General features: G+C 71.8%; 26 protein-coding genes. 16 read left to right on the forward strand and 10 right to left on the reverse strand.

The features are described from left to right. Positions 1 to 11: 11 nt before the first annotated feature. Positions 12 to 1,283, reverse strand: coding sequence for an amidohydrolase/deacetylase family metallohydrolase (locus tag G472_RS0113270; RefSeq protein ID WP_029008794.1), 1,272 nt, complete (start codon positions 1,281 to 1,283; stop codon positions 12 to 14). A 518-nt stretch (positions 1,284 to 1,801) separates the two neighbouring features. Here G472_RS0113270 and G472_RS0113275 point away from each other — a divergent pair. The 15 genes from G472_RS0113275 to G472_RS0113345 all read left to right on the forward strand — a co-directional run bounded on the left by G472_RS0113275 (position 1,802) and on the right by G472_RS0113345 (position 15,613). Then, positions 1,802 to 2,674: a branched-chain amino acid ABC transporter permease gene (locus tag G472_RS0113275; RefSeq protein WP_029008795.1), complete on the forward strand. Its 873-nt coding sequence runs from the start codon at positions 1,802 to 1,804 to the stop codon at positions 2,672 to 2,674. After that, entirely contained in the window at positions 2,671 to 3,717 is a 1,047-nt protein-coding gene (locus tag G472_RS0113280; protein ID WP_029008796.1) for a branched-chain amino acid ABC transporter permease, read from the forward strand. Before G472_RS0113275 ends, G472_RS0113280 begins: the two co-directional genes overlap by 4 nt. Next, positions 3,714 to 4,544, forward strand: coding sequence for an ABC transporter ATP-binding protein (locus G472_RS0113285; RefSeq protein WP_051340774.1), 831 nt, complete (start codon positions 3,714 to 3,716; stop codon positions 4,542 to 4,544). Before G472_RS0113280 ends, G472_RS0113285 begins: the two co-directional genes overlap by 4 nt. After that, positions 4,531 to 5,235 (forward strand): ABC transporter ATP-binding protein, encoded by a 705-nt coding sequence (locus G472_RS0113290; RefSeq protein WP_029008798.1) that lies wholly within the window; start codon positions 4,531 to 4,533, stop codon positions 5,233 to 5,235. The genes G472_RS0113285 and G472_RS0113290 overlap by 14 nt, the downstream gene beginning before the upstream one ends. A gap of 15 nt (positions 5,236 to 5,250) precedes the next feature. Next, a complete protein-coding gene (locus G472_RS0113295) occupies positions 5,251 to 7,596 on the forward strand; it encodes a xanthine dehydrogenase family protein molybdopterin-binding subunit (RefSeq protein ID WP_029008799.1) in 2,346 nt (781 codons plus the stop codon). Next, positions 7,593 to 8,393: an FAD binding domain-containing protein gene (locus G472_RS0113300; RefSeq protein ID WP_029008800.1), complete on the forward strand. Its 801-nt coding sequence runs from the start codon at positions 7,593 to 7,595 to the stop codon at positions 8,391 to 8,393. The genes G472_RS0113295 and G472_RS0113300 overlap by 4 nt, the downstream gene beginning before the upstream one ends. Next, entirely contained in the window at positions 8,390 to 8,878 is a 489-nt protein-coding gene (locus G472_RS39770; protein WP_029008801.1) for a (2Fe-2S)-binding protein, read from the forward strand. The genes G472_RS0113300 and G472_RS39770 overlap by 4 nt, the downstream gene beginning before the upstream one ends. Before the next feature lie 4 nt (positions 8,879 to 8,882). Beyond that, on the forward strand, positions 8,883 to 9,461 hold the full coding sequence (locus tag G472_RS39775) for an SRPBCC family protein (RefSeq protein ID WP_051340775.1): 579 nt from the start codon (positions 8,883 to 8,885) through the stop codon (positions 9,459 to 9,461). 22 nt (positions 9,462 to 9,483) lie between these two features. Beyond that, positions 9,484 to 10,662, forward strand: a complete 1,179-nt coding sequence (locus G472_RS0113315; protein WP_029008802.1) for an amidase — start codon at positions 9,484 to 9,486, stop codon at positions 10,660 to 10,662. After that, entirely contained in the window at positions 10,662 to 11,057 is a 396-nt protein-coding gene (gene hpxZ / locus G472_RS0113320; protein WP_245593481.1) for an oxalurate catabolism protein HpxZ, read from the forward strand. The genes G472_RS0113315 and hpxZ overlap by 1 nt, the downstream gene beginning before the upstream one ends. 15 nt (positions 11,058 to 11,072) lie before the next feature. Beyond that, positions 11,073 to 11,567 carry a MarR family winged helix-turn-helix transcriptional regulator gene (locus G472_RS0113325; RefSeq protein ID WP_029008804.1) on the forward strand — a complete coding sequence of 165 codons (495 nt, stop codon included), beginning with the start codon at positions 11,073 to 11,075 and terminating at the stop codon, positions 11,565 to 11,567. 16 nt (positions 11,568 to 11,583) lie between these two features. After that, complete coding sequence (locus G472_RS32995) at positions 11,584 to 12,741, forward strand: YlbE family protein (RefSeq protein ID WP_035692292.1); 1,158 nt, start codon at positions 11,584 to 11,586, stop codon at positions 12,739 to 12,741. Between the two features lie 365 nt (positions 12,742 to 13,106). Then, complete coding sequence (locus tag G472_RS0113335) at positions 13,107 to 13,292, forward strand: alpha/beta hydrolase family protein (RefSeq protein ID WP_029008805.1); 186 nt, start codon at positions 13,107 to 13,109, stop codon at positions 13,290 to 13,292. A gap of 132 nt (positions 13,293 to 13,424) precedes the next feature. Continuing rightward, entirely contained in the window at positions 13,425 to 14,615 is a 1,191-nt protein-coding gene (locus tag G472_RS37140) for an NAD-dependent epimerase/dehydratase family protein (protein ID WP_084536626.1), read from the forward strand. A gap of 251 nt (positions 14,616 to 14,866) precedes the next feature. Continuing rightward, positions 14,867 to 15,613 (forward strand): GntR family transcriptional regulator, encoded by a 747-nt coding sequence (locus tag G472_RS0113345; RefSeq protein ID WP_029008806.1) that lies wholly within the window; start codon positions 14,867 to 14,869, stop codon positions 15,611 to 15,613. On the opposite strand, the gene eda is transcribed toward G472_RS0113345, so the two are convergent. From eda to G472_RS0113365, 4 genes are all read right to left on the reverse strand, one after another. Then, positions 15,601 to 16,263, reverse strand: a complete 663-nt coding sequence (eda, locus tag G472_RS0113350; RefSeq protein ID WP_035692298.1) for a bifunctional 4-hydroxy-2-oxoglutarate aldolase/2-dehydro-3-deoxy-phosphogluconate aldolase — start codon at positions 16,261 to 16,263, stop codon at positions 15,601 to 15,603. The genes G472_RS0113345 and eda overlap by 13 nt on opposite strands. Before the next feature lie 43 nt (positions 16,264 to 16,306). Beyond that, positions 16,307 to 17,236 (reverse strand): sugar kinase, encoded by a 930-nt coding sequence (locus G472_RS0113355; protein ID WP_029008808.1) that lies wholly within the window; start codon positions 17,234 to 17,236, stop codon positions 16,307 to 16,309. Between the two features lie 627 nt (positions 17,237 to 17,863). Further along, the gene (locus G472_RS39780) at positions 17,864 to 18,025 is read right to left on the reverse strand and encodes a type II toxin-antitoxin system VapC family toxin (RefSeq protein WP_211100188.1); all 162 of its coding nucleotides are present in this window, start codon (positions 18,023 to 18,025) and stop codon (positions 17,864 to 17,866) included. Between the two features lie 6 nt (positions 18,026 to 18,031). Then, a complete protein-coding gene (locus G472_RS0113365; RefSeq protein WP_029008809.1) occupies positions 18,032 to 18,268 on the reverse strand; it encodes an AbrB/MazE/SpoVT family DNA-binding domain-containing protein in 237 nt (78 codons plus the stop codon). Positions 18,269 to 18,448: 180 nt separating this feature from the next. On the opposite strand from G472_RS0113365, the gene G472_RS0113370 reads away from it, so the two are divergent. Further along, positions 18,449 to 18,994: a hypothetical protein gene (locus tag G472_RS0113370; protein ID WP_029008810.1), complete on the forward strand. Its 546-nt coding sequence runs from the start codon at positions 18,449 to 18,451 to the stop codon at positions 18,992 to 18,994. A gap of 19 nt (positions 18,995 to 19,013) precedes the next feature. Here G472_RS0113370 and G472_RS0113375 read toward each other — a convergent pair whose 3' ends face one another. Genes G472_RS0113375 through flgK form a run of 5 tightly spaced genes read right to left on the reverse strand, consistent with a single transcriptional unit; the run spans position 19,014 to position 23,533 of the window. Then, positions 19,014 to 19,532, reverse strand: a complete 519-nt coding sequence (locus G472_RS0113375) for a hypothetical protein (RefSeq protein WP_029008811.1) — start codon at positions 19,530 to 19,532, stop codon at positions 19,014 to 19,016. Next, positions 19,529 to 19,846: a rod-binding protein gene (locus tag G472_RS33010; RefSeq protein WP_035692299.1), complete on the reverse strand. Its 318-nt coding sequence runs from the start codon at positions 19,844 to 19,846 to the stop codon at positions 19,529 to 19,531. Before G472_RS33010 ends, G472_RS0113375 begins: the two co-directional genes overlap by 4 nt. Before the next feature lie 26 nt (positions 19,847 to 19,872). Then, positions 19,873 to 21,006 carry a flagellar basal body P-ring protein FlgI gene (locus tag G472_RS0113385; protein ID WP_029008812.1) on the reverse strand — a complete coding sequence of 378 codons (1,134 nt, stop codon included), beginning with the start codon at positions 21,004 to 21,006 and terminating at the stop codon, positions 19,873 to 19,875. 9 nt (positions 21,007 to 21,015) lie between these two features. Further along, positions 21,016 to 22,116, reverse strand: a complete 1,101-nt coding sequence (locus G472_RS0113390) for a flagellin N-terminal helical domain-containing protein (RefSeq protein WP_029008813.1) — start codon at positions 22,114 to 22,116, stop codon at positions 21,016 to 21,018. Positions 22,117 to 22,120: 4 nt separating this feature from the next. Then, entirely contained in the window at positions 22,121 to 23,533 is a 1,413-nt protein-coding gene (flgK, locus tag G472_RS0113395; RefSeq protein WP_029008814.1) for a flagellar hook-associated protein FlgK, read from the reverse strand. Positions 23,534 to 23,555 lie beyond the last annotated feature (22 nt).

Raw genomic sequence — 23,555 nt, forward strand, 5'->3', positions numbered from 1 at the left:
TTCCTCCCCGATCAGGCCGCGGCCGGCACGGGGGCGGGCAGCAGCGGGCTGTCCACCGCCACCGGCACGCCCGCGCGCAGCGAGAACTCCGGCACCACCATGTGCGCCGCCTCCACCGTTTCGCCGCTGTTGTCGCTGAGCCGCCAGGCGCCGGGCCGGAGGTCGAGAACCGCGACGTCGGCCACCATGCCCGGCGCCAGCGCCCCGATCTCGCCGGCCATGCCCAGCATGCGCGCGGGGTTGGCGGTGACCGTCGCCAGCACCTCGGCCAGCGGCACGCCCAGCGCCAGCAGTTCGGTCATCGCGTGGGTCAGGCTGAAGGGGGCGACACCGAAGAAGGGATTGCCGGCCCGGTCCGGGTCGGCATCGCCGCCGGGCGCCTTCACGTTGTAGCCGTGCAGGTCGGCCCCCAGCGTGTGGGGCCGGATGCCGGCGGCCAGGGTGCGCCGCGCCATCTCGAAGCTGAAGTGGGAGCCGTGGCCCACGTCCACGGTCAGGCCGCGCTCCAGCGCCCGGTGGATGACCGGATGCACCTCGCCCGTGCGGGTGGAGATGAAGCCGCCGGGGTGGCGCGTGAAGGGATGGGCCAGGATGTCGCCGGGCTCCAGGATGGGGATGAGTTCCTCCACCAGCAGATCAGGGTCGACGGCCCGGCCGCCCTCGGCGTCCGGCCACAGGCGGCCGAGGTGGACGTACAGCGGGACGCCGATGCCGGCGGCGATCCGCTTGGCCAGCTTCATCACCTCCAGCCCCCAGCGCGAGGCCCCGCCCATCTCGCAATGGGCCTTGATGCCGCGGACGAGGTCGCGGTTGGCCAGCCCCGCCCGGATCGTCGCGTCCACGTCGACGCAGTCCGGCCGGTAGAGCTGCGGGTAGTAATGCCCTTCCAGCCCGCCGACGAGATAGGCGGAGAGGAAGCAGAGGGTGCGCGACCGCGCCGGCTCGGCGATGAACCGGCGGAACGCCGGCAGCGTCATCAGGCTGGGCCCGCCCTGGTCCACCAGCGTGCTGACGCCCGACCGCACGCCGACCATGTCGGGGTTGAGCCCGAAGCGGCCCGTGACGTGCTCGAACACATGGGCGTGGGTGTCGATCAGGCCGGGGACGACGAGCTTGCCGGACACGTCGATGATGCGGTCGGCGGCACCGTCCGGAACGCGCGGCGCCAGGGCGGCGATGCGGCCGTCGGCGATGGCGAGATCACCGACCGCATCGACGCCGTTGGCCGGATCGATGATCCGCCCGCCGCGAAGAACGAGGTCGAAGGAGTGCTGGGCGGACATGCGGTCCCCTTGCTGAGCGGTGTGGAGTTGGTCCGCCCCGTCCCAGCAAGCGCCATGCCACGTCGGATTTTCCGTCAGCCTGCTGACGATGGGTCCAGCGATGTCCGCTTCGGCATGATCATTACATTATATCAATTGGTTACCTTTTGACTCCGGATGGACCGCACCGTCGGTGTATGGCCGCGACATCCGTTTTTCACGGCAGAAGCGCCACCGTCGTTCATCAGCATACTGACGTATGCCCACCGGGTGTGCAGCCCCTGCTTCACCGTTCATCGGCCTTTTGGAGGCAAAATACGGGCGCAGAATTGATCCAGATCAATGACATTGACGCAATAACCTTTCTTCGGATCGGGGCTTGACCGCGATTCCCCTGCCTTTTTCCTCAGCATGCTGAAGAGTTTCCGGGAGGGGTGCCGGCGGCGGAGTCCAGGAAATCCGCGCCCGCCACGTTCTGGCACGGCCATTGCGAAGCGGCCGGCCCAAAGGACGCTTTACTCAGGAAGGAGACGCGTCGGATGGCGGAATTCCTCCAGCATTGCGCCAATGCAATGATACTGGGCGGCACCTACGCGCTGCTGGGCATCGGTTTGACGCTGATATTCGGCATCATGCGCGTGGTCAACTTCACCCATGGCGAGCTGTACACCTTCGGCGCCTACATGGCGTTCATGCTGGCGGGGCTGTTCGCGTTCAATTTCTTCGTTTCTCTGGTGCTGGCCGCGCTGCTGGGGGTGGCTCTGGGCGCCCTGATCGAGCGGGTGCTCCTGCGCCCGCTCCGGGGAGCCGACATCGACACCACGATGCTGGTGATGATCGGCGCCGGCATCGCCCTGCAGGCCAGCGAACAGCTCGTCTGGGGCGGCGTCGCCAAGAGCGTACCCAACCCGTTCCCGACCGCACCGCTGACCATCGGCCCGGTGTCCATCGGCCCGATCCGGCTGTTCGTGCTGGGCGTCGCGGTGCTGCTGCTCATCGCCTTCTACGGGCTGATCAACCGCACGCGCCTGGGCATGGCGATGCGCGCCACCTTCCAGGATCCCGACACGGCCGCCCTGATGGGGGTCAACATCCGCGTGATGTACACCATGACCTTCGCCCTCGGGTCCGGACTGGCGGCCATCGCCGGCGCCCTGCTGGGGCCGATCTTCATCGTCTACCCGACCATGGGCGACCTCGTGGCCCTGAAGGCGTTCGCCATCGTCATCCTGGGCGGCCTCGGCAACATCCCCGGCGCCGTCATCGGCGGCTTCGTGCTCGCCTTCGTCGAGGAGTTCGGCGCCGGCTACGTGTCGTCGGGCTACCGCGACGCCATGGGCTTCCTTCTCATCATCGCCGTGCTGATCGTGCGGCCCCGGGGACTCTTCGCCGCGAAGGAGCGGATCGGATGACGCAGCAACTCCTCCCCTGGCTGTTCCTGGCATTCATGGCGACCCTGCCGCTGTGGATGACCGACCTCTACGTCCTGCATGTGCTGGTCTCCACCGGCATCTTCATCATCGGGGCCATGAGCCTGAACCTGCTGCTGGGCTACACGGGCCAGCTCAGCCTCGGCCACATCGCCTTCTTCGGCATCGGCGCCTACACCAGCGCGCTGCTGTCGCTCGGGTTCGACCTGGACCTCGGCGGGGCGGAGCCGTTCGTCGTCGGGCCGCAGCCGGTCTGGATCGCGTTCACCGGCGGCGTGCTGATGGCTGCGGCCTTCGGCGGCCTCATCGGCAAGCTGGCGTTCCGCGTGCGCGGCGCCTACTTCGTCATCGTCACCATCAGCTTCGCGCAGGTCATGCGCATGGTGGCGCTGAACTGGGTCGACCTGACCGAAGGCCCGATGGCCCTGACCGGCATTCCGCCCCTGTCGGTGTGGCTGCCGGGCGAGGGCGTGATCGGGCTCTACGACAAGCTGTCCAACTACCTCCTCGTGCTGGGCGTGGCCGTCGTCTGCTACGTGGTCATCCGGCACCTCGTCGACTCCCGGGTCGGCCGCGCCATGGTGGCGCTGCGCGAGAACGAGCCGCTGGCCCGCTCCGTCGGCATCGACGTCACCCGCTATCTGGTGATCGCCACGGTGATCGCCGCCGGCATGGCCGGCGCGGCGGGCGGCCTCTACGCCCATTACGTCCGCATCGTCGACCCCGACGTCTTCCTGTTCATCTACACGGTGACCATGGTCATCATGGTGATCACCGGCGGCAAGGGGACGCTGGCCGGCCCCATCGTCGGCGGCCTCCTGTTCGGCGCCCTGCCCGAGGTGCTGCGCGAGGTGGCGCGGCCCGAGGTGCAGTGGATCGTCTACGGCATTGCCATGATCGTCATCGTCTTCTTCCTGCCGCAGGGCATCGTCCCGGCGGCAGGCCGGCTGTGGGAGCGCCTGCGCCCCCGGCGCCCGGCCCCCGGCGGGACGGCGCTGCGCGCGGGCAAGGAGACCTCGGCATGAGCGCCGCCCCCGCCCCTGTCCCCGTGTCTGCACCCGCCTCCGCGCCCGCGCCCGTGGCCCTGGACGTGCGGGAGGTCGCCGTGCATTTCAGCGGCCTGGTCGCCATCGCCAGCATGAGCTTCCGGGTGCCCGAAGGGGAGATCGTCAGCCTGATCGGCCCCAACGGCGCCGGCAAGACGACCGCCTTCAACGTCATCACCGGCTTCCTGAAGCCGACCCGCGGAACCGTCCTGTGCGGCGGCAGCGACCTGACCCGGCTGACCCCGGAACGGATCGCCGCGCTCGGCGTCGTGCGGACCTTCCAGCGCACCAGCATCTTCGCCGGCTGCACCGTGCTGGAGAACGTGCTGACCGGCCTGCACCGCCGCGGCCGTACGGAAACGCTGGCGGCCCTGCTGCGCCTGCCCGGCGTCCGCGCCGAGACCCAGCGCCTGCGCGCCACCGCGGCGGAGATCCTGGCCTTCGTCGGCCTGGCCCACCGCGACGGCGAGTTGGCGGCCAACCTCTCCTACGGGGAGCAGCGGCTGCTCGGCATCGCCATCGCCCTGGCCGCCGACCCCCGGCTGCTGCTGCTGGACGAGCCCGCCGCCGGCCTCAACCCGTCGGAGACCGAGGCGTTCATGGGCGTCGTCCGCGGCATCCGCGACCGCGGCGTCACCGTCCTGCTGGTGGAGCACGACATGCGCATGGTGATGACCATCTCCGACCGCGTGGTCGTGCTGAACCACGGCCGCATCATCGCCGAGGGCCGGCCGGAGGCGGTGCAGTCCGACCCCGAGGTCATCCGCGCCTATCTCGGCCAGGGGGTGCGCCATGCTCAGGGTTGACGGCATCTCCGTGCGCTACGGCCGCATCCCCGCCCTGCGCCGCGTGTCCCTGGAGGTCGGCGAGGGGGAACTGGTCACCCTCATCGGCGCCAACGGGGCGGGCAAGACCACCACCCTCCGGGCGATCAGCGGCCTGCTGCCGCTGGCGGAGGGCTCCATCACCTTCGATGGCCGGTCCATCGCCAACGCACCGCCGCGCACCATCCTCGATCTCGGCATCGCCCATTGTCCGGAGGGGCGCCGCGTCTTCCCGCAGCTCAGCGTCCGCGAGAACCTGGAGATGGGCGCCTACCGGCGCCGCGACCGGGCCGGCGTCGCGGCGGACATGGAGCGGATGTTCCAGCGCTTCCCGCGCCTGCTGGAACGCCTCGGACAGGCGGCCGGCACCCTTTCGGGGGGCGAGCAGCAGATGCTGGCCATCGCCCGGGCGCTGATGTCGCGGCCGCGGCTGGTGCTGTTCGACGAACCGTCCCTCGGCCTCGCCCCCAACCTGGTGGAGCAGACCTTCGCCATCGTGTCCGACATCCGCCGGGAGGGCACCACCGTGCTGATGGTGGAGCAGAACGCCTACGCCGCGCTGGAGATGTGCGACCGCGCCTACCTGCTGGAGGGCGGCGCGGTCATGGAGCACGGCACCGGCCGGGCCATGCTGGCCAACGACCACATCCAGAGAGCCTATCTGGGCGGCTGAACGGAGATCGCGACCATGTCAACCACCACAGGGGTCGGCGCCCCGATCCGCCGCAAGGAGGACGACCGCCTGCTGCGCGGCCGCGGCCGGTTCGTCGGCGACGTGGCCCTGCCGGGCATGCGGGAGCTGGCGTTCGTCCGCAGCCCCGTCGCCCACGCCCGCATCCGCGCGATCGAAGTGCCGCCGGACCACGCGGGCGCCGTCTTCACCGGGGCCGACCTGGCGGGCGACGGTGTGCGGGCGATCCGCGCCGCCTCGGGCCTGCCGGGCTTCAAGGTGTCGGAACAGCCGGCCCTGGCCATCGACAAGGTGCGCTTCGTCGGCGAGCCCGTCGCCGTCTGCGTCGCCGACACCCGCGCCGAGGCGGAGGACATCGCGGCCGCGGTCTTCGTCGACTACGACGAGCTGCCGGTGAACGTCGACATGCTGGAGGCGGTGAAGCCCGGGGCGCCGCGGGTGCACGAGCACTGGCCCGACAACGTCATCCTGGAAACCCGCACGGGCGGCGACCTGTCCGCCGTGGCGGCGACGGCCGCCGTCCGGGTGTCCCGCACCATCCGCACGGCGCGCCAGTGCATGGTGCCGCTGGAGGGCAAGGGCGTCGTCGCCCACCGGGACCGCCAGGCCGAGCAGCTCGTCCTCACCACGTCGACGCAGATTCCCCACATCGTGCGGGCCGGCCTGGCGGAGTGCCTGGGGCTCGACCAGGGGGCGATCCGCATCGTGCCGCCGGACATCGGCGGCGGCTTCGGCTGGAAGGGCCTGCTGCAGCCCGAGGAGGTGGTCGCCGCCTGGCTGGCCCTGCGGCTCGACACACCCGTGCGCTGGACGGAGGACCGGCGCGAGCATCTGGTGGCCGCCGCCAACGCGCGGGAGCACCATTACGAGATCACCGCCTACGCCGACGCGCGCGGCCGGCTGCTGGGCATCGAGGCCGACGCCCTGGTCGACGCCGGCGCCTATTCCGTCTACCCCTTCACGGCCTGCCTGGAGGCGGCGCAGATCGGCAGCATCCTGCCCGGTCCCTACGACTTTCCCCATTACCGCTGCCGCACCGTCTCGGTCGCCACCAACAAGCCGCCGCTGGTCCCCTTCCGCGGCGTCGCCCGCACCGGCGTCTGCTTCGCCATGGAACAGATGATCGACGCCGTCGCCGCCGCCGTCGGCCGCGAAGCCCTGGAGGTGCGGCTGGAGAACCTGGTGCGGCCGGAGCAGATGCCCTTCGACAACGTCACCGGCAAGCATTTCGACAGCGGCGACTATCCGGAATCGGTCCGCCGGGCGGCGGCGGCCATCGGGGTGGAGGGGGTGCGGGAGCGCCGGGCGCGGGGCGAGCCGGACGGCCGCCTCGTCGGCGTCGGCTTCGCCACCTATTGCGAGCAGGCGGCTCACGGCACCGCGGTCTATCACGGCTGGGGCATTCCCATGGTGCCGGGGCACGAGCAGGCGCACGCCCGCATCACCCCGGACGGGGGGCTGGAGCTGCGCGTCGGCGTCCAGTCGCACGGCCAGAGCATGGAGACCACCTTCGCGCAGGTGGCGCACGAGGTGCTGGGCATCCCCGTCGACCGGATCAAGCTGGTGCACGGCGACACGGCGCTGACGCCGTACTCCACCGGCACCTGGGGATCGCGCAGCATGGTGATGGCCGGCGGCGCCGTCGCCACCGCCTGCCGCCGGTTGGCGGAGCGGGTGCGCCGCATCGGCGGCCATCTCCTGCAGGTGCCCGCCGGCGACACGACGCTGGCCGACGGCTGCGTGCGCGCCGGGGCGGCTTCCGTCACCGTCCGGGAGGTGGCGCACACCTGGTACCGGGCGCCGCAGCGCCTGCCGGCCGACGTGGATCCCGGCGGGCTGGAGGTCACCGCCGGCTACAAGCCCGGCAGCGACCACGGTACCTTCTCCTACGCCACCCACGCCGCCGTGGTGGCGGTCGATCCCGAGCTGGGGTCGGTGGAGATTCTCGACTACGTCGTCGTCGAGGATGCCGGCACCATGGTCAACCCCATGGTGGTCGACGGCCAGATCTACGGCGGCGTCGCCCAGGGCATCGGCACCGCGCTGTACGAGCGCATGCCCTACGACGCCGAGGGCCAGCCCCTGGCCTCCACCTTCATGGACTATCTCATCCCCGGCTTCACCGAGGTTCCGCACGTGAGGATCCTGCACATGCACACGCCGTCCCCCTACACCGAGTTCGGGGTCAAGGGCATCGGTGAGGGCGGAGCCATCGCCCCGCCGGCCGCCCTCTGCAACGCCATCAACGACGCGCTGGCGCCGCGCGGCGCCACCGTCACCGACGCGCCCATGACGCCGGAGGTCATCCTGGAGGCGCTGAGGCGCGCCGGAGGCCCGGCATGAAGGCGGCCGATTTCGACTACGCCGCGCCGCGGACGCTGGACGACGCGCTGGCGCTGCTGGCCCGCGACGACGGCGCGGCGCGGCCGGTCGCCGGCTCGCAATCGCTGGGGCCGATGCTGAACCTGCGCCTGGCCCAACCCGGCCTGCTGGTGGACATCACCCGCATCCCCGAGCTGCGGGACATCGCCGTCGACGGCGACGCGCTGGTGGTCGGCGCCTGCGTCACCCACGCCCGCCTGGAGGACGGCGGCTACCCCGACCCCACCGGCGGCGTGCCGGCGCGGGTGGCGGCGGGGATCGCCTACCGCGCCGTGCGCAACCGCGGCACCATCGGCGGCAGCCTGGCCCACGCCGACCCCGCCGCCGACTGGGTGGCGGCGCTGACGGCGCTCGGCGCCGACGTGATCGTCGCCGGTCCGCACGGGCGGCGCAGCGTGGCCATGGCGGACTTCATCGTCGGCGCCTTCGAAACCGATCTGCGACCGGGCGAGATCATCGCCGCCGTCCGCATCCCCGCCCTGTCGGAGCGGGCGCGCTGGGGCTACGTCAAGGTCTGCCGCAAGACCGGGGAGTTCTCGCACGCCACCGGCGCGGTGCTGGCCGACCCGGGGCGCGGCGTCGCCCGCTGCGTCGTCGCCGCGGCGTCGGGCAGGCCGGTCGTGCTGGACGATCCCCGTCTGCTGGCCGATGCCGCCGCGCGCGACGCCGCCGTCGCCGCCCGCCTCGGCGGCGATCCCGCCGCCATCCGCCCCCATCTCGTCGCGCTGCGGCGCGCCGTCGCGCAGGTCACGCCATGAACCAGCATGCCCGAACCATTTCCCTCACCGTCAACGGCCATGCGGTGACCGCGGCCGTCGCGCCGCGCACCCATCTGGCCGATTTCCTGCGCGAACAGCGGCTGCTCACCGGCACCCATCTCGGGTGCGAGCACGGCGTGTGCGGCGCCTGCACCATCCTGATCGACGGGGAGCCGGCGCGCTCCTGCATCACCTACGCCGTGGCCTGCGACGGCCGTTCGGTCACCACCGTGGAAGGGCTGGACGCGGATCCCCTGGCGGCCGAGCTGCGCGACGCCTTCTCGGCCGAGCACGGGCTGCAATGCGGCTTCTGCACGCCCGGCATGCTGGTGGCGGCGCGCGACGTGGTGCAGCGCCTTCCCGACGCCGACGACGCCGCGGTCCGGGTGGCCATGAGCGGCAACCTGTGCCGCTGCACCGGCTACGTCGGCATCGTCAACGCCATCCGCCGCGTCCTTGACGCCCGCAAGCCCCGACCGGAATAGGACCATGCCCCGGATCACCCAGAGCTTCACCGTCGCCTTCCCGCGCGACCGCGTCTGGCCGCTTCTGGCCGACGCCGGGCAGGTCGTCGACTGCATGCCCGGCGCGGCCCTCGACGGGCCGGTGCAGGACGGCCGCATCGCCGGACGCATGCGCGTCAAGCTGGGCCCCATCGCCGCCGACTTCGCCGGAGAGGGCGAACTGGCGCTGGACCCGGCCACCCACAGCGGCACCATCAGCGGCCAGGGAACCGATGCCCGGAACAACTCCCGCGCCAGGGGTGCCGTGACCTTCACGGTGGCCGAGGACGCCGGCGGGGCCGAGACGCGCGTCGACCTGAGCGTCGATTTCACGCTGACCGGGACGCTGGCCCAGTTCGGCCGCGCCGGCATCGTCAACGAGATCGCCCGCCGCCTGGCCGGGGAGTTCGCCCGCAACCTGGAGGCCCGCCTGGCGGCCGAAGCCCCCCTCGCCCCTCCCGCACCCCCCGCCGCGCGGGAGCTGAACGCCGCGGCCCTGCTGCTGGCGATCATCCGCGACTGGATCAAAGGCTTGCCGTCGGGGCTGCGGCGGCGTAGCCAGTAGCAATGCTGACCGGAGCACACCCATGATGGATCGGGACGACCCGGGTGCGTTCTGCGCGCACGGCCGGATCACGGTGGACGGCGCGCCGGACGGGCCGCTGGCCGGGCTGACCTTCGCGGTCAAGGACCTGTTCGACGTCGCCGGCGTGCCGACGGGGGCCGGCAACCCCGACTGGCTGCGCACCCATCCGGTGCCGGCGCGCACCGCCCCGGCGGTGCAGGCGCTGCTCGACGCCGGGGCGCGGCTGACGGGCAAGACGCACACCGACGAACTCGCCTGGAGCCTGGCCGGGGAAAACGCCCATTACGGCACCCCGGTCAACCCCGCCGCCCCCGGCCGCATCCCCGGCGGCTCGTCCAGCGGCTCCGCCGCCGCCGTGGCCGGCGGTGCGGTGGCGTTCGCCCCGGGCACCGACACCGGCGGCTCGGTGCGGCTGCCCGCCAGCTATTGCGGCGTCTACGGCCTGCGCCCCGGGCACGGGCGCATCCCCGTCGACGGCGTGGTGCCCCTGGCGCCGAGCTTCGACACGGTCGGCTGGTTCGCCCGCGACGCGGCCACGCTGCGCCGCGTCGGCACGGTGCTGCTGCCCGGCCCGCCCGCGCCGCGCCCCGCGCGCCTGCTGATCGCCGCCGACGCCTTCGCGATCGCCGGGGAGGCGGTCACCGCGGCGCTCGCCGACGCGGTGGCCCGGGTGGCGGCGCTGTTCGGTTCGGCCGAACCGGTGACCCTGGCCCCGGAGGGACCGGACGCCCTGGTCTCCATCTTCCGCACCCTGCAGGCGGCCGAGGCGTGGGCGGTTCACGGCGCCTGGATCACCGCCACCCGCCCGTCCTTCGGCCCCGGCGTGGCGGAGCGCTTTGCGGGAGCCGCCACCATCGACCCGGCGGCGGCGGACGCGGCGGCGCGGCAGCGGGCAGCGGTGCGCGCCCGTCTCGACGACCTGCTGGGCGGTGACGCCGTGGTGGTGCTGCCGACCGCACCGGGCATCGCGCCACGCCGCGGTGCCTCGGGCCCGGAGGTCGAAGCCAACCGCAACCGTTCGCTGGCCCTGCTCTGCCCGGCGGGGCTGGCCGGCCTGCCCCAGGTTTCGATACCCGCCGCCACCGCGGACGGCTGCCCGCTGGGCCTGTCCCTGATGGCCTCCCGCGGCGCCGATGCCGCCCTGCTCGACCTCGCCGCACAGCTCGGAGACAGCGCCTGATGATGCAGCCCACGCCCCCGCCGGCCATCAACCTTCCCGACGTCCTGGAGGAGGTCACCGCCGCCTTCGCGCGGTACGAGCGTGCCCTCGTCTCCAACGACGTGGCGGTGCTGGACGACCTGTTCTGGAACAGCCCGCACACCCTGCGCTACGGCGTCGGCGAGAACCTGCTGGGCTACGGGGCCATCGCCGCCTTCCGCAGGGACAGGCCCGCCGCCGGCCTGGACCGCACGCTGCGCAACACGGTGATCACCACCTACGGCCGCGACACCGCCACCGCCAACACCGAGTTCGTGCGGGCCGGCAGCGCGCGCACGGGGCGGCAGAGCCACACCTGGGTGCGCATGCCCGAGGGCTGGCGCATCGTCGCCGCCCACGTGTCCCTGATGGATTGAGGCGACGCGCGCCCCATGACGGTACACCCCCCCGAAACCGCCCCGACCGACGGTGTCGACCGCCTGCTCGCCCGGCGTCCCGGCTTCCTCATCCGCCGCCTGCACCAGATCCACATCGCGCTGTTCATCGAGGAATGCGCGGAGTTCAACATCACGCCCGTGCAGTACAGCGTGCTCAGCGTGCTCGCCGCGCAGGGCGACCTCGACCAGGCGACCCTGGGGGCGCAGGTGGGCATCGACCGGACCACCGCCACCGGGGTGCTGGCGCGTCTGGCCGAACGCGGCCTGGTCAGCCGCCGCGCCAGCCCCACCGACCGGCGCATGCGTCTGGCCGGCATCACCGCCGACGGGCGCAAGCTGTTGCGGCGCATGGACAAGAAGGCCCAGCTCGCGCACGACCGGACCATCGCGGCCCTGCCCAAGGAGGACCGCGCCGTCTTCATGCGCTGCCTTGCCCATCTGGTGGATGCCAACAACAGCTACGGGCGGGCGCCCCTGGTGCTGCCCTGAACGGAAGGAGCGTCCGATGAACGACCCGACGATGACCGCAGCGCACCGCCTGGCCGCGGTGATGCCCCGCTGGACCGCGGTGGTGCCGGCCGGCGAGGCGCTGGGCCTTGGACGCCGGGTGTTGTTGCACGCCGGCCCTTCGTTCGCCGGCCCGGCGGCGGCCTGCCCGCCCATCCTCAACGCCGCCGCGGCCGCCCTGGTGTTCGAGGGGGAGGCCGGGGATTTCGATACGGCGCTGGCGCTGGTGCACGACGGCGCGGTGGAACTGCGCCCGGCGCAGGACGCCGGCGTGGTGACGCCGCTGGCCTCCGTGGTGTCGCGCTCCACCTGGTTGCAGGTGGTGGAGGACGCGGCCGGTGACGGCCCCCTCGCCTTCGCGCCGCTCAACGAGGGGGGAGGTCCGGCGCTGCGCTTCGGCCTCGCCGGACCCGCCGTGGTGGAGCGGCTGCGCCTGCTGCGCGACACGGTGGGACCGGCGCTGGCGGCGGCGCTCACGGATCCCGTCGACCTGCTGCCGTTCGCCCGCCACGGACTGGCGCACGGCGACGATCTGCACGGCCGCCCGCACGCCGCCACGGCGCGGCTCACCGCCGACCTGGCGCCCCGCCTTCCGGGAGCGGCGGCGGACTTCCTGCGAACGGCCGACCAGTTCTTCCTCAACCTCTGGATGGCGGCGTGCAAGCGCATGATGCTGGCCGCCGACGGGGTGCCCGGCGCGGCGCTGGTGACGGCGGCCGGCGGCAACGGCATCGACATGGGCATCCGCCTGTCCGGCACCCCGGCCGGCCGCTGGTTCACGGCCCCGGCGGAGGCGCCCCGGGGCGGCCCGGACATCGGTCCGCCGCGCCCGCGCCTGCCGGCCATCGGCGACAGCGCCGTCATCGACGCCGCCGGCTTCGGCGCCCTCGCCTTCGACGCCGCGCCCGATCTGCGCCGCGACCTCGGCGCGGAGGACCTTGGCGTCGCGGCGATGCAGGACCGCCTGCTGCTTGTCATGCACCCCGCGCTCGGCCGCCGGGTCGGGCTCGACGCGGCGGCCGTGGTGCGCAGCGGTCTGCCGCCGCCCGTGTGCCTGGGCGCCCTGGACGCCGCCGGCGAAGCCGGCCTGGTCGGCCGCGGCATCGCCCGGCACCCGCTGGCCTGCCATGCCGCGGCGGTTGCCGCGCTGGGCTGAGCGTCGTTGCGCAGACGATCGGGTGTCCCGCATCCCTTGGCGGCTCCGGCGGACATCGGTGAGACAGCCGTTCGGAGGTCGGCGCCGCCCTTGCCTCGTCGGGTAGAAGCGCGTCCACCGACGGCCCACCGGACCGGTGGAGACCACCATGGCGAGCGATCCCGCGTTCCCGGCCCTCCCCGACGTGGTCAAACGCTGCGGCGGCGCCGTTGCCTCCGGGACGTCTCCTTCGCCGCCGACCGCGGATCGGTGACCCTGGGCAGCCGGCCGCTCCGCCCCGATGGGCCGGCTGCGGCATCTGTGCCGCCCGCACGAGTGTCCCTGACGCAATCGCTGCGGATGATCGCCCCCTGCACGAACTCCCGGTGGCGCAGGCTCGTGCCGCCTACGATTACGCCGAACGCTATCTGCCGGAGGCCGCCACCCTGCAGTGGGTGTTCGCATGCACCCCGCGTGACGACGCAGACCGCGGGGACGGACGGTTCGTGCCGCTGAAAGCCGGCGACCTTTCCGGCCTGCCGTCGGCGATGGTCGCACTAAGCGTGGCGTGACCGCTCCGGCACTCCCTGGACCCGGCGCGGCGGCGCTTCCACTGTGACTCGGCAGGCCACCGAGGTCGCCATCGGCGTCACCGTACCCGATTGCATGCTCGACCTCGGACGCCCGATTTCCGTGCACGTCGCATGATCATCGGCGGGACGGGGACGTTCCATTGTCTCGCTCCCCGCATTGCAACGCGCTGGCACGGCCAGGCAGGATTGTGGTACGAACTATACACTCCTACTGCGAGTTCAGAGTCAGCAGAACACGGGCGGGTAGATGTGCGTATTGTCGTGACAGGGGCACATGGCTTCATCGGAACCGCCGTGAGAAGCGCACTGCTGCGCCGCCATGACGAGGTTTTGACATTAGGGCTGGGGGGCCAGCCCGGAGGTCCACGGTATGACGGCCGCATAGACAATGTTTATGAGGTGGAAGCGATGGCCGCCTGGCTGGCCGACCGGAGGCCCGACGGCGTTCTGCATCTGGCCGGAACGAGAAGCGAAGTTTCCTCCACCCTGATGTCGGAGCTGAACACCTGCTTCGCCGCGAGCCTGATGGAAGCGCTGGTGCTGGGGCGGCTGGATCGTGTGCCGATCCTGCTCATCGGGAGCGCCGCCGAGTATGGCCACGTTTCGTCTCCGGCACCGCTGACGGAACAGAGCCCGGCTCATCCTCGCAGTCACTATGGACAAACCAAGCTGGCGCAGACCCAACTCGGGCTGGCTGCGGCGCAACGCGGCCAGCCCGTCGTCGCCGCACGGGTCTTTAATGTTCTCGGGCGGGGAATGCCTTCCTATCTCAGCCTGCCGAGTTTTGCCGGGCAGCTCCGCGACATTGCCGCGGGGCGCACGGAAGCGGTCCTGCGGACAGGGCCACTGTCCGCCGTTCGTGATTTCCTGCCGGTCACGGTCGTGGCCGAGGTGTTGGCCGATCTGATCCGCCTGCCGGCGGCCTATGGACAGCTTGTCAACGTGTGCGGCGGTCGTCCCTATCTGATGCGCGACATCGTCAACCGGATGATCGGGCTGTCCGGCATCGCCGTGACGCTCCACGAAATGGAAGGAGAGAGCGGCGCGGACATCGCTTACGGGGATCCGTCTCGGCTGAAAGGCCTGCTCCGGAGCGCCGGCTTCGGACCGTTGCGCAACGCCGACATCGCCGAGGTCATGGAGGACTCCGGCTGCCCGGTCGCCGGTACCGACGGGAACCGCACCCTGTTGCCGACCTGGAAGCCGCAGGCCCCGAGACACAGGGCCTGTCGAACGGCTGACATCCCGGCCGCCGGTTCTCCGGTCCACGCCCACACGGTGTCGCCGCCGGCTGAAAACTGACCCACTCACGCTCTTTGGTACCGGTCGAATACCGACCGAAGCGCCGCGGGACGGGGCGGGGCGGGCGACGGCGGGCATGGGGCTCCTTGTCACCGGAAGGAACGCCCTGCCTATGCCACGGCAGGGGGCACCGACATGACATGACGCAGCCGGGCTCCCGCGGCGACCGACAATCCCGTTCCCTCCGGCCCGCGCCGGGAGTAATATATTAGAATCGTTTTTATGACTCTCCCCACGGGATGCGCACGGCGATGGATTCGAATGTGGAACGGGGCGCCGGGGGCGCCGCCGCGGTGAAGCGGCGGGGACCGTCACGGACGACGGCCGGGACGGGGCGGCGCGGCACCTCGGCCGCCGCGACGATCTACCGGGATCTGCGGGATGCCATCGTCGGGGTGCGGCGCAAACCGGGTGAACCGATCATCGAGAAGCAGATCGCCGAAGCCTACGGGGTGAGCCGCACGCCGGTGCGCGAGGCGGTGCTGAAGTTGGCCGACGAGGGGCTGGTGGAGATCTTTCCCCAGTCGGGCACCTTTGTCGCGCGCATCCCACTGGCCGGCCTGCCGGAGGCGATCATCATCCGCCGCGTGCTGGAGGAGGCGACGGTGCGCTTCGCGGCGGAGCGGGCGACGCGCAGCCGGGTGGCAGCCCTGCGGGCCAACCTGGAACTGCAGCGCGAGATGGAGGCCGCCGGCGACCTGGAGGGCTTCCACGACGCCGACGAGGCGTTCCACGCCCTGCTGGCGGAGGCGTCAGGCTATCCGGGATTCTGGACCGTGACGCAACAGGTCAAGATGCACGTCGACCGGTACCGCAAGCTGACGCTGCCCGTCAGCGGACGGGTCGGACAGGTCATCGCCGAGCACGAAGCCATCGTCGCGGCCATCGCCGGACGTGACCCCGACGGCGCCGTCCGGGCGCTGGTCGACCACCTGGACGGGCTGCGGCTGCGCATCGACGACGCCCGACGGGACAATCCGGAATTCTACGTCGATTGAACGGCCGCGGCGGCTGCGGCGGTGGCCGTCCGGGCCAGCGCCTCGATCTCCGCCCAGGCCCGCTCCTTCACCAGGGCCGGCGGCGTCAGCCAGGTGCCGCCCAGGGCGAAGACGTTGGGCAGCGCCAGGAAGGTGCCGACGTGGTCTATGCGGATGCCGCCGGTGGGGCAGAAGCGCACATCGGGCAGCAGCGGGGCGAACCCCGCCAGCGCCGGCGCGCCGCCGGCGATTCCGGCCGGGAAGAACTTCTGCTCGAAAAAGCCGTGCTCACGGGCGATCAGCGATTCGGTGACGGTGGCGATGCCGGGCAGGTAGGGAAGCCCGGTGGCGTGCGCCGCCTCGGCCAGGGCGCCGGTAAGGCCGGGGCTGACCAGGAAGCGGGCGCCGGCGTCCCTGGCGGCGGCGAAGTGCTCCGGCCGGGTGAGCGTGCCCAATCCCACCACCGCCTCCGGCACGGCGGCGGCAATGGCCTCGGCACACGCCAGGGCGCGCGGCGTGCGCAGCGTCACCTCCAGCATCCGCAGCCCACCGGCCACCAGGGCGCGGGCGAGCGGCACGGCCTCGGCCGGATCGTCGAGGACGAGCACCGGAATGACCGGCGGCCCGGACAGAACCGGTTCGAGGCGCGGCAGGGACGGGACGGCGGTCATGGGGCGGCTCCTTGCAATCGATGTGTGTCGTTCGTGACGGCGATCAGGCCACGACTCCGGCCATGGCCTCGCGAGGAATGATGGCGCCGCGGTGCTGGATGACCAGCGCCGCAAGCCGGTGCCCGGCACGGGCCGCCGCCTCCGGACCGGCACCGCCCAGCCGCGCGGCGAGATAGCCGGCGCTGAAGCTGTCCCCCGCGGCGGTGGTGTCCACCACCCGGGCGACCGGCACGGCGGGCACCAGCAGGTCCGTTCCGTCGGCGATGATCCGGCACCCGGGCACGGCCAGCTTGACCACGGCCTCGCCCACCCCGGCGGAGCGGACGCGGTCCACCATGGTCTCCACCGCCGTGTCGCCGTAGAGGTCCTGCATGTCGGCAACACCGGGCAGGGCAAGGTCGGTGCAGCGGAACATAAGGTCGTACGCCTGCCGGGCCGTCTCCCGGTCGGGCCACAGGCGGGGACGCCAATTCGTGTCGAACACCACGCGCCCGCCGCGCCGGCGCAGCCGGTCCAGCAGGGGAAACAGCACCGCACGCCCGGCCTCGCCCCAGATCGCCAGGCTGATCCCGGAGAGATAGAGGACGTCGTAGGTCTCCAGCGCCTCCACCAGCGCCGGCGAGCCGGGCAGGACGAACAGGTCGCGGGCCGGCGCGCTGTCGCGCCAATAGAGGAAACGCCGCTCACCGTGGTCGTCGGTTTCGATCAGGTAGAGCCCCGGAGTCCGGCCGGGGACCCGCAGCACCCGGCCGGTCCCCACCCCCTCCGCCGTCCAGGCGGCAACCATGTCGTCGCTGATGCGGTCATCCCCCAGCGCGGTGACGTAATCGACCGCCACACCGAGGCGTGCCAGATAGACGGCCGTGTTCAGCGTGTCACCGCCGAAGGCGAGGTCGAGCGCGCCGTCACCGCGGCGGATCAGTTCGATCATGCATTCGCCGAGAGCGGCGACGGTGGGGGCGGTCGATGGCATGGGAGTCCTCGTACGAACCGGGGGTCTCCTGAAGCATACTAGTATATCAATTCTGCGGCAAGCCACTCCCGCCATTCGATTGCGGGCAGAAAAAAGGCCACGCGATGCGCATGCACCCCGTGGCCCGAGTGTTTGGGAGGAAACGCCCGATGCAGCGCCGCACGATAATGGGACGACCGGCGCCGCACGTGACAAGATGACAATACTAGTATATCACCGCCGGTGCAAGCCCCTTTTGCACTGCCGTCGCCGGCGCGTGATGTGACCGGAGGATTGCACGGACATCCGGTCCGGTTCCGGAATTCCGCCATGGAACGGGCCGGCGCAGAGGCTGAGGAACCGCTCCGGCAGATCGGCCACGGCAGGGGGGACGGTCCGTCATCGCTGCGCCCCGGGCGTGAGCAGGACGACGGAAGGGAAGTAGGTACGGTACCGTCCGGCATCGCGGGTCAGCAACGGCAGGCCGATGACAGCGGCATGGGCGCCTATGAAGAAGTCGGGGAGAACCCCTGACCGCGCACCACCCGCAGCCCGGTAGCGGCGGAACGCCTTTCCCGCAAGGAAGAGCGCATCGCGCGGAATTGGCTCCAATGAGATCCCTGCGTCCCCGAGCAGGCCGTCAAGCTCCTAGATCCGCTCGAAACCCACCGACAGTTCCGCATAGACGACATCGTTGATGAACAGCGGCCCCCTCCCGGCGGCACTGTCCAGTTGCCGAATAGACCAGTCCGCCCACACCGCGTCGTTCGTGGCGAGATCAAGAAGCACGTTGGTGTCGACCAGGGTCACCGGCTATCAATCCTCGCCGCGCGTCAGCGCCATGATCTGATCGGTGCTGAGGCCGGCGGTGGCACGCCCGCGCAGGCGCTCGAACCGGCTCGGCACCGGTGCCGTTCCATCCGCCTTCCTCAGGATCACGCGTCCGTCCGGCGCCATCTCGAACTCTACGGCGCTGCCCGGGCTAAGGCCCAGCCGGTCACGGATCCGCTTCGGAATGGTGACCTGACCCTTTGTCGTGAGCGTCGTGGCCATGGCCGTCTTGGTAATACCCAATGAATGATGGGTATTACTTAACGCGGCCCGCGGGCTCCCGCAAGGGCGGCCGGAAAAAACCGGCAATGGCCTCTTCACGGGGTATTAATAGGTTTTCGTTGGAATCGGCGCCGGCGGGAGCGGACGGGCGGACGGCCGGCCGAGGAGACCAGGGGACCCATGGGCGATTCCGACGATCTGTTCGATCTGTACCGCAACGACGGCGGCAGCCGGCCCGCTCTCAAGGGGGCGGCGCTGGCGGCGGCGCTCGGCGACGGAGTGCGGCGCACCTTCCAGACCATCGACGGCCTGTGCGCCGACGTCACCCGGGCGCTGGCGCAGGTGCGCACCACCACGCGCCTGGCGGCCCCGGTGGTGGACCGCAGCACCTACGTGCAGATCGACCGTTCGTCCGAGAGTTTCCGCGAGTACCTGCGGCAATGGAGCCAGCAGCGCGCCGATCGCGGGTCCGGCGGCATGCACTGGGAAGCGAAGATCCTGGTGACCGATCACCGCCGCACCACCGCCGAGATCGGGCTGGGTGTGGCCATCGAGTGGCCGGACGGCCATCCGGACACGCCCCTGGCCTTCGTCGAGTTCTGGCCCACCGGCCAGGGGGTGAGCCTGCCCGCCGACGCCCGCGGCTTCCAGCGCGCGCTGGTCGCCTGCATCGTCAGGCTGGAACAGTCCGGCGCCCTGGCGAGCGCCCGCCCCCGCACCCCGTGACCGACCGGCGGGACGCCCCCTAAAGGGTCGTGTTCAGCCCGGACGCCGAGAGTTCCACCGGGCGGACGGCGTGGCCGCTGCGGGCGTAGAGCCCGTCGCTGTTGGCCTTCTCCAGCGCAGTCAGCAGGTTGCGGCTGATGGTCAGCACCGCCTTGCGCAGGGCCACCAGACCGGTGGTGTTGGCACGGATGGCGCGGTCCAGGCGCTCGATGCGCTCCAGCGTCATCGCCCGCAGGTCTTCGGGCAGACGGATGCCCTCGGCGCGGGCGCGTTCCGCGACGGTTTCCAGCCGCTCCGCCATGGCCGTCTTGCGGTGGGCGAACACCTCCAGCCGGTCGAGCATGCCCGCGTCGATGCACGCCGTCTCCTCCTCCAGGGCCGCGGCCAGGGCGTCGACGGCGTCGAGGAACTCGCTCACCGCCAGGGCGGTGGGCCCGTCGCAGAGGTCCGGTGCCGCCGGCGCCTCGGCCACCGCCGGGGCCTCGGGAACCGCGTCCGGGGCGAATTCGTGGATCAGGTCCTTCAGGGTCAGGCTCATGGCGTGTCCTCCCGTTGCGCCGCGTAGAGGCGCGCCACTTCCTCGCGCACCAGATCGGCGATGCCGAGCGTTCCCGCCTCGGCGATGGCCTTGCCGTATTCCTGGAGCATGAAGCTGCGCCAGGGCTTCTCCGCGGCACCGCCGCCGAAGGTCGATCCCGCGTCGAGCCCGGCGAACATGGCCTCCATGAACTGGCCGACCACCATCGCCTCGAACTCCTTCGCGACGCGGTCGGCGGCATCCGGCGGGGCCGCGGCGGAACCGGGAGACGTGACGGGGACGGGGGTGTGTCCGCGCAGCGGGCTGACGTCCATGGGCGGGTCCTCGCGTGCGTTGCTGATCAGATGATTTCCAGGTCCGCGTGCAGCGCGCCGGCGGCCTTGATCGCCTGCAGGATCGCCACCATGTCGCGCGGTCCCACGCCCAATGCGTTCAGGCCGTTGACGAGCTGTTGCAGGCTGACGTTGCCGCCCACCGTGACGAACTGCCGCCCGTTGCCCTCCTGCACCTGCACGTCGGTGCGCGGGACGATCACGGTGTTGCCGCGCCCGAAGGGTTCGGGCTGCGACACCTGCGGCGTCTCGACGACGCGCACCGTCAGATTGCCCTGGGTGATGGCGACGCGGCTGACCCGCACGTCGTCGCCGATGACGATGGTGCCCGTGCGTTCGTCCACCACCACGCGGGCGATGCTGTCGGGCCGCACGGGAAGCTGTTCGATGGCGGCGATCAGGCGCGACACCTGCCCGGTGTAGGCGCCGGTCACCCGCACGTCCACGGTGGACAGGTCGGTCACCCGGGCGGAGCCGGCGCCCAGCGTGCGGTTGACGGCGTCGGCGATGCGGTTGGCGGTGGTGAAGTCGGGGTTGCGCAGCACCATCCGCACGCCACCGATGTCGTCCAGGGCGAACTTCAGCTCCCGCTCCACGGTAGCGCCGTTGGCGATGCGGGCGGTGGTGGGGACCCCCTTGGTCACCGTCGCCGCGGCCCCGCCCGCCGAGAATCCCCCGACCGACAGCGGACCCTGGGCCACCGCGTAGGCTTCGCCGTCGGCGCCCAGCAGCGGCGTCACCACCAGCGTGCCGCCCAGCAGGCTGGTGGCGTCGCCCAGCGCCGACACGGTGACGTCCACCGTGGTGCCCTGGCGCGGGAACGGCGCCAGGGTGGCGGTGACCATCACAGCCGCGATGTTGCGGGTGCGCAGCGTCTCGCCGCGGGTGTTGATCCCCAGCCGTTCCAGCATGCCCTTCAGGCTTTGTTCGGTGAAGGGGGTGTTGATCAGCCGGTCGCCGGTGCCGTTCAGGCCGACCACCAACCCGTAGCCGACGAGCTGGTTGCGCCGGACCCCGTCGAAGGTGACGAGGTCCTTGATCCGCGTCTGCGCCGCCGCCGGCGCGCCGCCGGCCGACAGGGCGAGCAGGACGACGGCCGCCAGCACGGCGGCGACGGCGGACCAGCGGGCGGAAGCGGGCATGACGGCGGCCTAGAAGTAGTTGGTGAGGCGCAGCTTGGCGATGCGCGCGGAGGCGGCGGCGGTGGCGTCGATCTGCGTCTCGAGCTGGCTGATGCGCACGCTCGCCTGATAGGGATCGACGCCTTCGAGGTTCTGGATCTGGGTGTTCAGGATGGCGATCTGCTTCTGATGCTGGCCCGCCAGGGTGGCGACCTGCGCCCGCTGGATGCCCAGCAGGGCGATGGAGTCGCGCAGGTCCCCGGCCCCGGACGACAGCTTGCTCACCGCCGCCTCCATGTAGTCCCGATAGGCCGCCGGCTCCATGTTCGAGGTGTCCACCGCCGCCAGCATGCTGATGCCTTCCAGGATGGTGCGCAGCATGGGGTCGTTGGCCTGGATGCCGTAGGCGACGGTGGCGTCGTCGGCCGGCCGCCCCGACACCCGGGGGTTGGCGGCACCGCCGGGGGCATAGGTCGTCGTGCCCGTGTAGAACCCGCCCTCGAAGGTGTCGGTCAACGGGGCCGGCGCCGGGGTCGCCGGATCCCGCACGGCGAAGAGGTCATCCAGCACCGCAACGACGGCCGCGGTCTCCGCGGCGGTCTTCGGCATCCCGCCACCGGTCACCGCATCCATGGCGTCGCGCACGATCCGCAGCGGCGAGCGCAACGGCGGGTCGTCGGCGTCGGAGGCGCGCATCGGCGGCTTGTCCAGCGCCGTGCCGGCGAACAGGAAACTGTCTCCCGATGAGGCGTTGAGCAGCGCCACCACCTGGTCGAGCACCCCGCGCGCCTGGATCTGCAGGGAGGAGCCGGTGGGCGACGGCTGGCCGAGACCGGTGGACGCCCCGGCCATCAGCTGGGTGACCACGTCGTGGATGCTCGACAGGGCGCTGTCCATGGCGGCCATGCGCCCTTCGAGCAGGGTCGTCGTACGGTGGAACTCCTCGGTCCGGTCGAAGAGGTTGCGCAGGTTGACGGCGCGGCCGGTGCGCGCACCGATGGTGGCGGCCACGTCGGCGTGCACCAGGGTGGCCAGTTCTTCGTTGGCCCGGGTCAGGCCGATCTGCAGATCCGTCATCGTGCTCTGCAGACGCCGGCTCATGCCGAGGGTGGAGATGGCGTTGTACAGCATGGGCTCAGGCCTTGATCTGGAGCAGGATGTCGAGCATGCGCGCCGCCACCTGGATCACCTGGGCGCTGGCGCCGTAGCTCTGCTCGATCAGCAGCAGCTTCTGCATCTCGTCGTCCAGGTTCACGCCGTCGCGGTTGATGCGGGCGTTCTGCAGGGCGTCGGCGCCGATGCGGCGGCTGCTCATCTCCGCCTCCGCCGTGGTGCGGTAGCCGTGCTGGACCGACACCAGCGCCGTGGCGAAATCACCGATGGTGGCCGACGACGGCAGGTCCGGGGCGGTGTACGCGATGGACGTCCTGAAGACGTTGACGTAGGCGGCGATCTGCGTCCGGTCGCCGGGTTCCAGCGGAGCCGCCGCGGTGACGCCGCTCTGGACGCGCCACGGCTCGGTCAGCACGATGTCGTTGACCTGCAGGCGCGACACCCGGTCGCCCGGCGTCGCCGGATCGGGCGTGCCGGTGTAGCCGAAGAGCCCGGTCCCCGGTCCGGATTCCGCCGCCTGGAACAGGCCGGCGATGCCGCCGGCGAGTTCGTCGAGCTGCGCCAGCGCCCGCGGCATGTCCTGATAGGCGGTCTGGACGTAGCCCATGATCCGCCCGCTCTGGATCTCGGTGGCGTGATCGGCGGGGGGCACGCCCCCGGCGATGGCGGTCCCGTTCACAGCGAGCGTCGTGCCGACCAGCGTCAGCGGCGTCTCACCCGGCGTCAGCGGCCGGTCCAGCAGGGTCTGGCCGTTGCGGGTCATCACCACCACCTGGCCGTCGTCGCGGCTGTAGGTGCGGATGCCGATCTCGTCGGAGATGCGGTCGATCAGGCGGTCGCGCTCGTCGCGCAGATCGCCGGTGTCGCCGCCCCTGGCGTCCAGCGAGGCGATGGCGCCGTTGAGTTCGCTCACCCGGTGGAGCGCTGCGTTGACCACGCCGATCGCGTCGGCCAGACGGTCGCGGGCGTCGGTCTGCACCGCGCGCGCCGTGTCGGCGGCGGCGTGCAGGCTTCCCACCAGCGCCGAGGCGCCGGCCACCACGGCGTTCTGCGCGGCGGCGTCGTTGGGCATGTCGTAGAGCCGGTCGAACGCCTGCCGGAGCTGCGACAGCCGGGTCGACACCGACCGCTCGTCCTGCGGCTGGCCCAGCACCAGGGCGTAGTCGGCCAGGGCCGAGGCGCGGGCCTCCTGCGCGGCGTAGAGGCTCTGCGCGTGGCGGGCATCGCGGATCAGCAGTTCGTCGACGCCGCGGGTGATGGCGCTGACCCGCACGCCGGCGCCGCGGCCGGCCAGCGCCGCCGACGTCAGCTCGGCGGAGCGGCCGACGTAGCCGGGGGTGGTGGCGTTGGCGATGTTGTGCGAGGCGACCGCGGCCTGCTGCTGCGCGCTGCGCAGGCCGGAGGCGGCGGAGGACAAGGCCAGTTGGACGCTCATGGTCGGGCTCTCCTCGCGTCCG

The sequence above is a fragment of the Azospirillum halopraeferens DSM 3675 genome, assembly GCF_000429625.1.
In the GTDB taxonomy this organism is placed as follows: Bacteria; Pseudomonadota; Alphaproteobacteria; order Azospirillales; family Azospirillaceae; genus Azospirillum; species Azospirillum halopraeferens.

Coding starts and splice junctions, on each gene's coding strand:
- G472_RS0113270 (WP_029008794.1), bottom strand. CDS start 1,283: ATGTCCGCCCAGCACTCCTTCGACCTCGTTCTTCGCGGCGGGCGGATC.
- G472_RS0113275 (WP_029008795.1), top strand. CDS start 1,802: ATGGCGGAATTCCTCCAGCATTGCGCCAATGCAATGATACTGGGCGGC.
- G472_RS0113280 (WP_029008796.1), top strand. CDS start 2,671: ATGACGCAGCAACTCCTCCCCTGGCTGTTCCTGGCATTCATGGCGACC.
- G472_RS0113285 (WP_051340774.1), top strand. CDS start 3,714: ATGAGCGCCGCCCCCGCCCCTGTCCCCGTGTCTGCACCCGCCTCCGCG.
- G472_RS0113290 (WP_029008798.1), top strand. CDS start 4,531: ATGCTCAGGGTTGACGGCATCTCCGTGCGCTACGGCCGCATCCCCGCC.
- G472_RS0113295 (WP_029008799.1), top strand. CDS start 5,251: ATGTCAACCACCACAGGGGTCGGCGCCCCGATCCGCCGCAAGGAGGAC.
- G472_RS0113300 (WP_029008800.1), top strand. CDS start 7,593: ATGAAGGCGGCCGATTTCGACTACGCCGCGCCGCGGACGCTGGACGAC.
- G472_RS39770 (WP_029008801.1), top strand. CDS start 8,390: ATGAACCAGCATGCCCGAACCATTTCCCTCACCGTCAACGGCCATGCG.
- G472_RS39775 (WP_051340775.1), top strand. CDS start 8,883: ATGCCCCGGATCACCCAGAGCTTCACCGTCGCCTTCCCGCGCGACCGC.
- G472_RS0113315 (WP_029008802.1), top strand. CDS start 9,484: ATGATGGATCGGGACGACCCGGGTGCGTTCTGCGCGCACGGCCGGATC.
- hpxZ (WP_245593481.1), top strand. CDS start 10,662: ATGATGCAGCCCACGCCCCCGCCGGCCATCAACCTTCCCGACGTCCTG.
- G472_RS0113325 (WP_029008804.1), top strand. CDS start 11,073: ATGACGGTACACCCCCCCGAAACCGCCCCGACCGACGGTGTCGACCGC.
- G472_RS32995 (WP_035692292.1), top strand. CDS start 11,584: ATGAACGACCCGACGATGACCGCAGCGCACCGCCTGGCCGCGGTGATG.
- G472_RS37140 (WP_084536626.1), top strand. CDS start 13,425: ATGATCATCGGCGGGACGGGGACGTTCCATTGTCTCGCTCCCCGCATT.
- G472_RS0113345 (WP_029008806.1), top strand. CDS start 14,867: ATGGATTCGAATGTGGAACGGGGCGCCGGGGGCGCCGCCGCGGTGAAG.
- eda (WP_035692298.1), bottom strand. CDS start 16,263: ATGACCGCCGTCCCGTCCCTGCCGCGCCTCGAACCGGTTCTGTCCGGG.
- G472_RS0113355 (WP_029008808.1), bottom strand. CDS start 17,236: ATGCCATCGACCGCCCCCACCGTCGCCGCTCTCGGCGAATGCATGATC.
- G472_RS0113365 (WP_029008809.1), bottom strand. CDS start 18,268: ATGGCCACGACGCTCACGACAAAGGGTCAGGTCACCATTCCGAAGCGG.
- G472_RS0113370 (WP_029008810.1), top strand. CDS start 18,449: ATGGGCGATTCCGACGATCTGTTCGATCTGTACCGCAACGACGGCGGC.
- G472_RS0113375 (WP_029008811.1), bottom strand. CDS start 19,532: ATGAGCCTGACCCTGAAGGACCTGATCCACGAATTCGCCCCGGACGCG.
- G472_RS33010 (WP_035692299.1), bottom strand. CDS start 19,846: ATGGACGTCAGCCCGCTGCGCGGACACACCCCCGTCCCCGTCACGTCT.
- G472_RS0113385 (WP_029008812.1), bottom strand. CDS start 21,006: ATGCCCGCTTCCGCCCGCTGGTCCGCCGTCGCCGCCGTGCTGGCGGCC.
- G472_RS0113390 (WP_029008813.1), bottom strand. CDS start 22,116: ATGCTGTACAACGCCATCTCCACCCTCGGCATGAGCCGGCGTCTGCAG.
- flgK (WP_029008814.1), bottom strand. CDS start 23,533: ATGAGCGTCCAACTGGCCTTGTCCTCCGCCGCCTCCGGCCTGCGCAGC.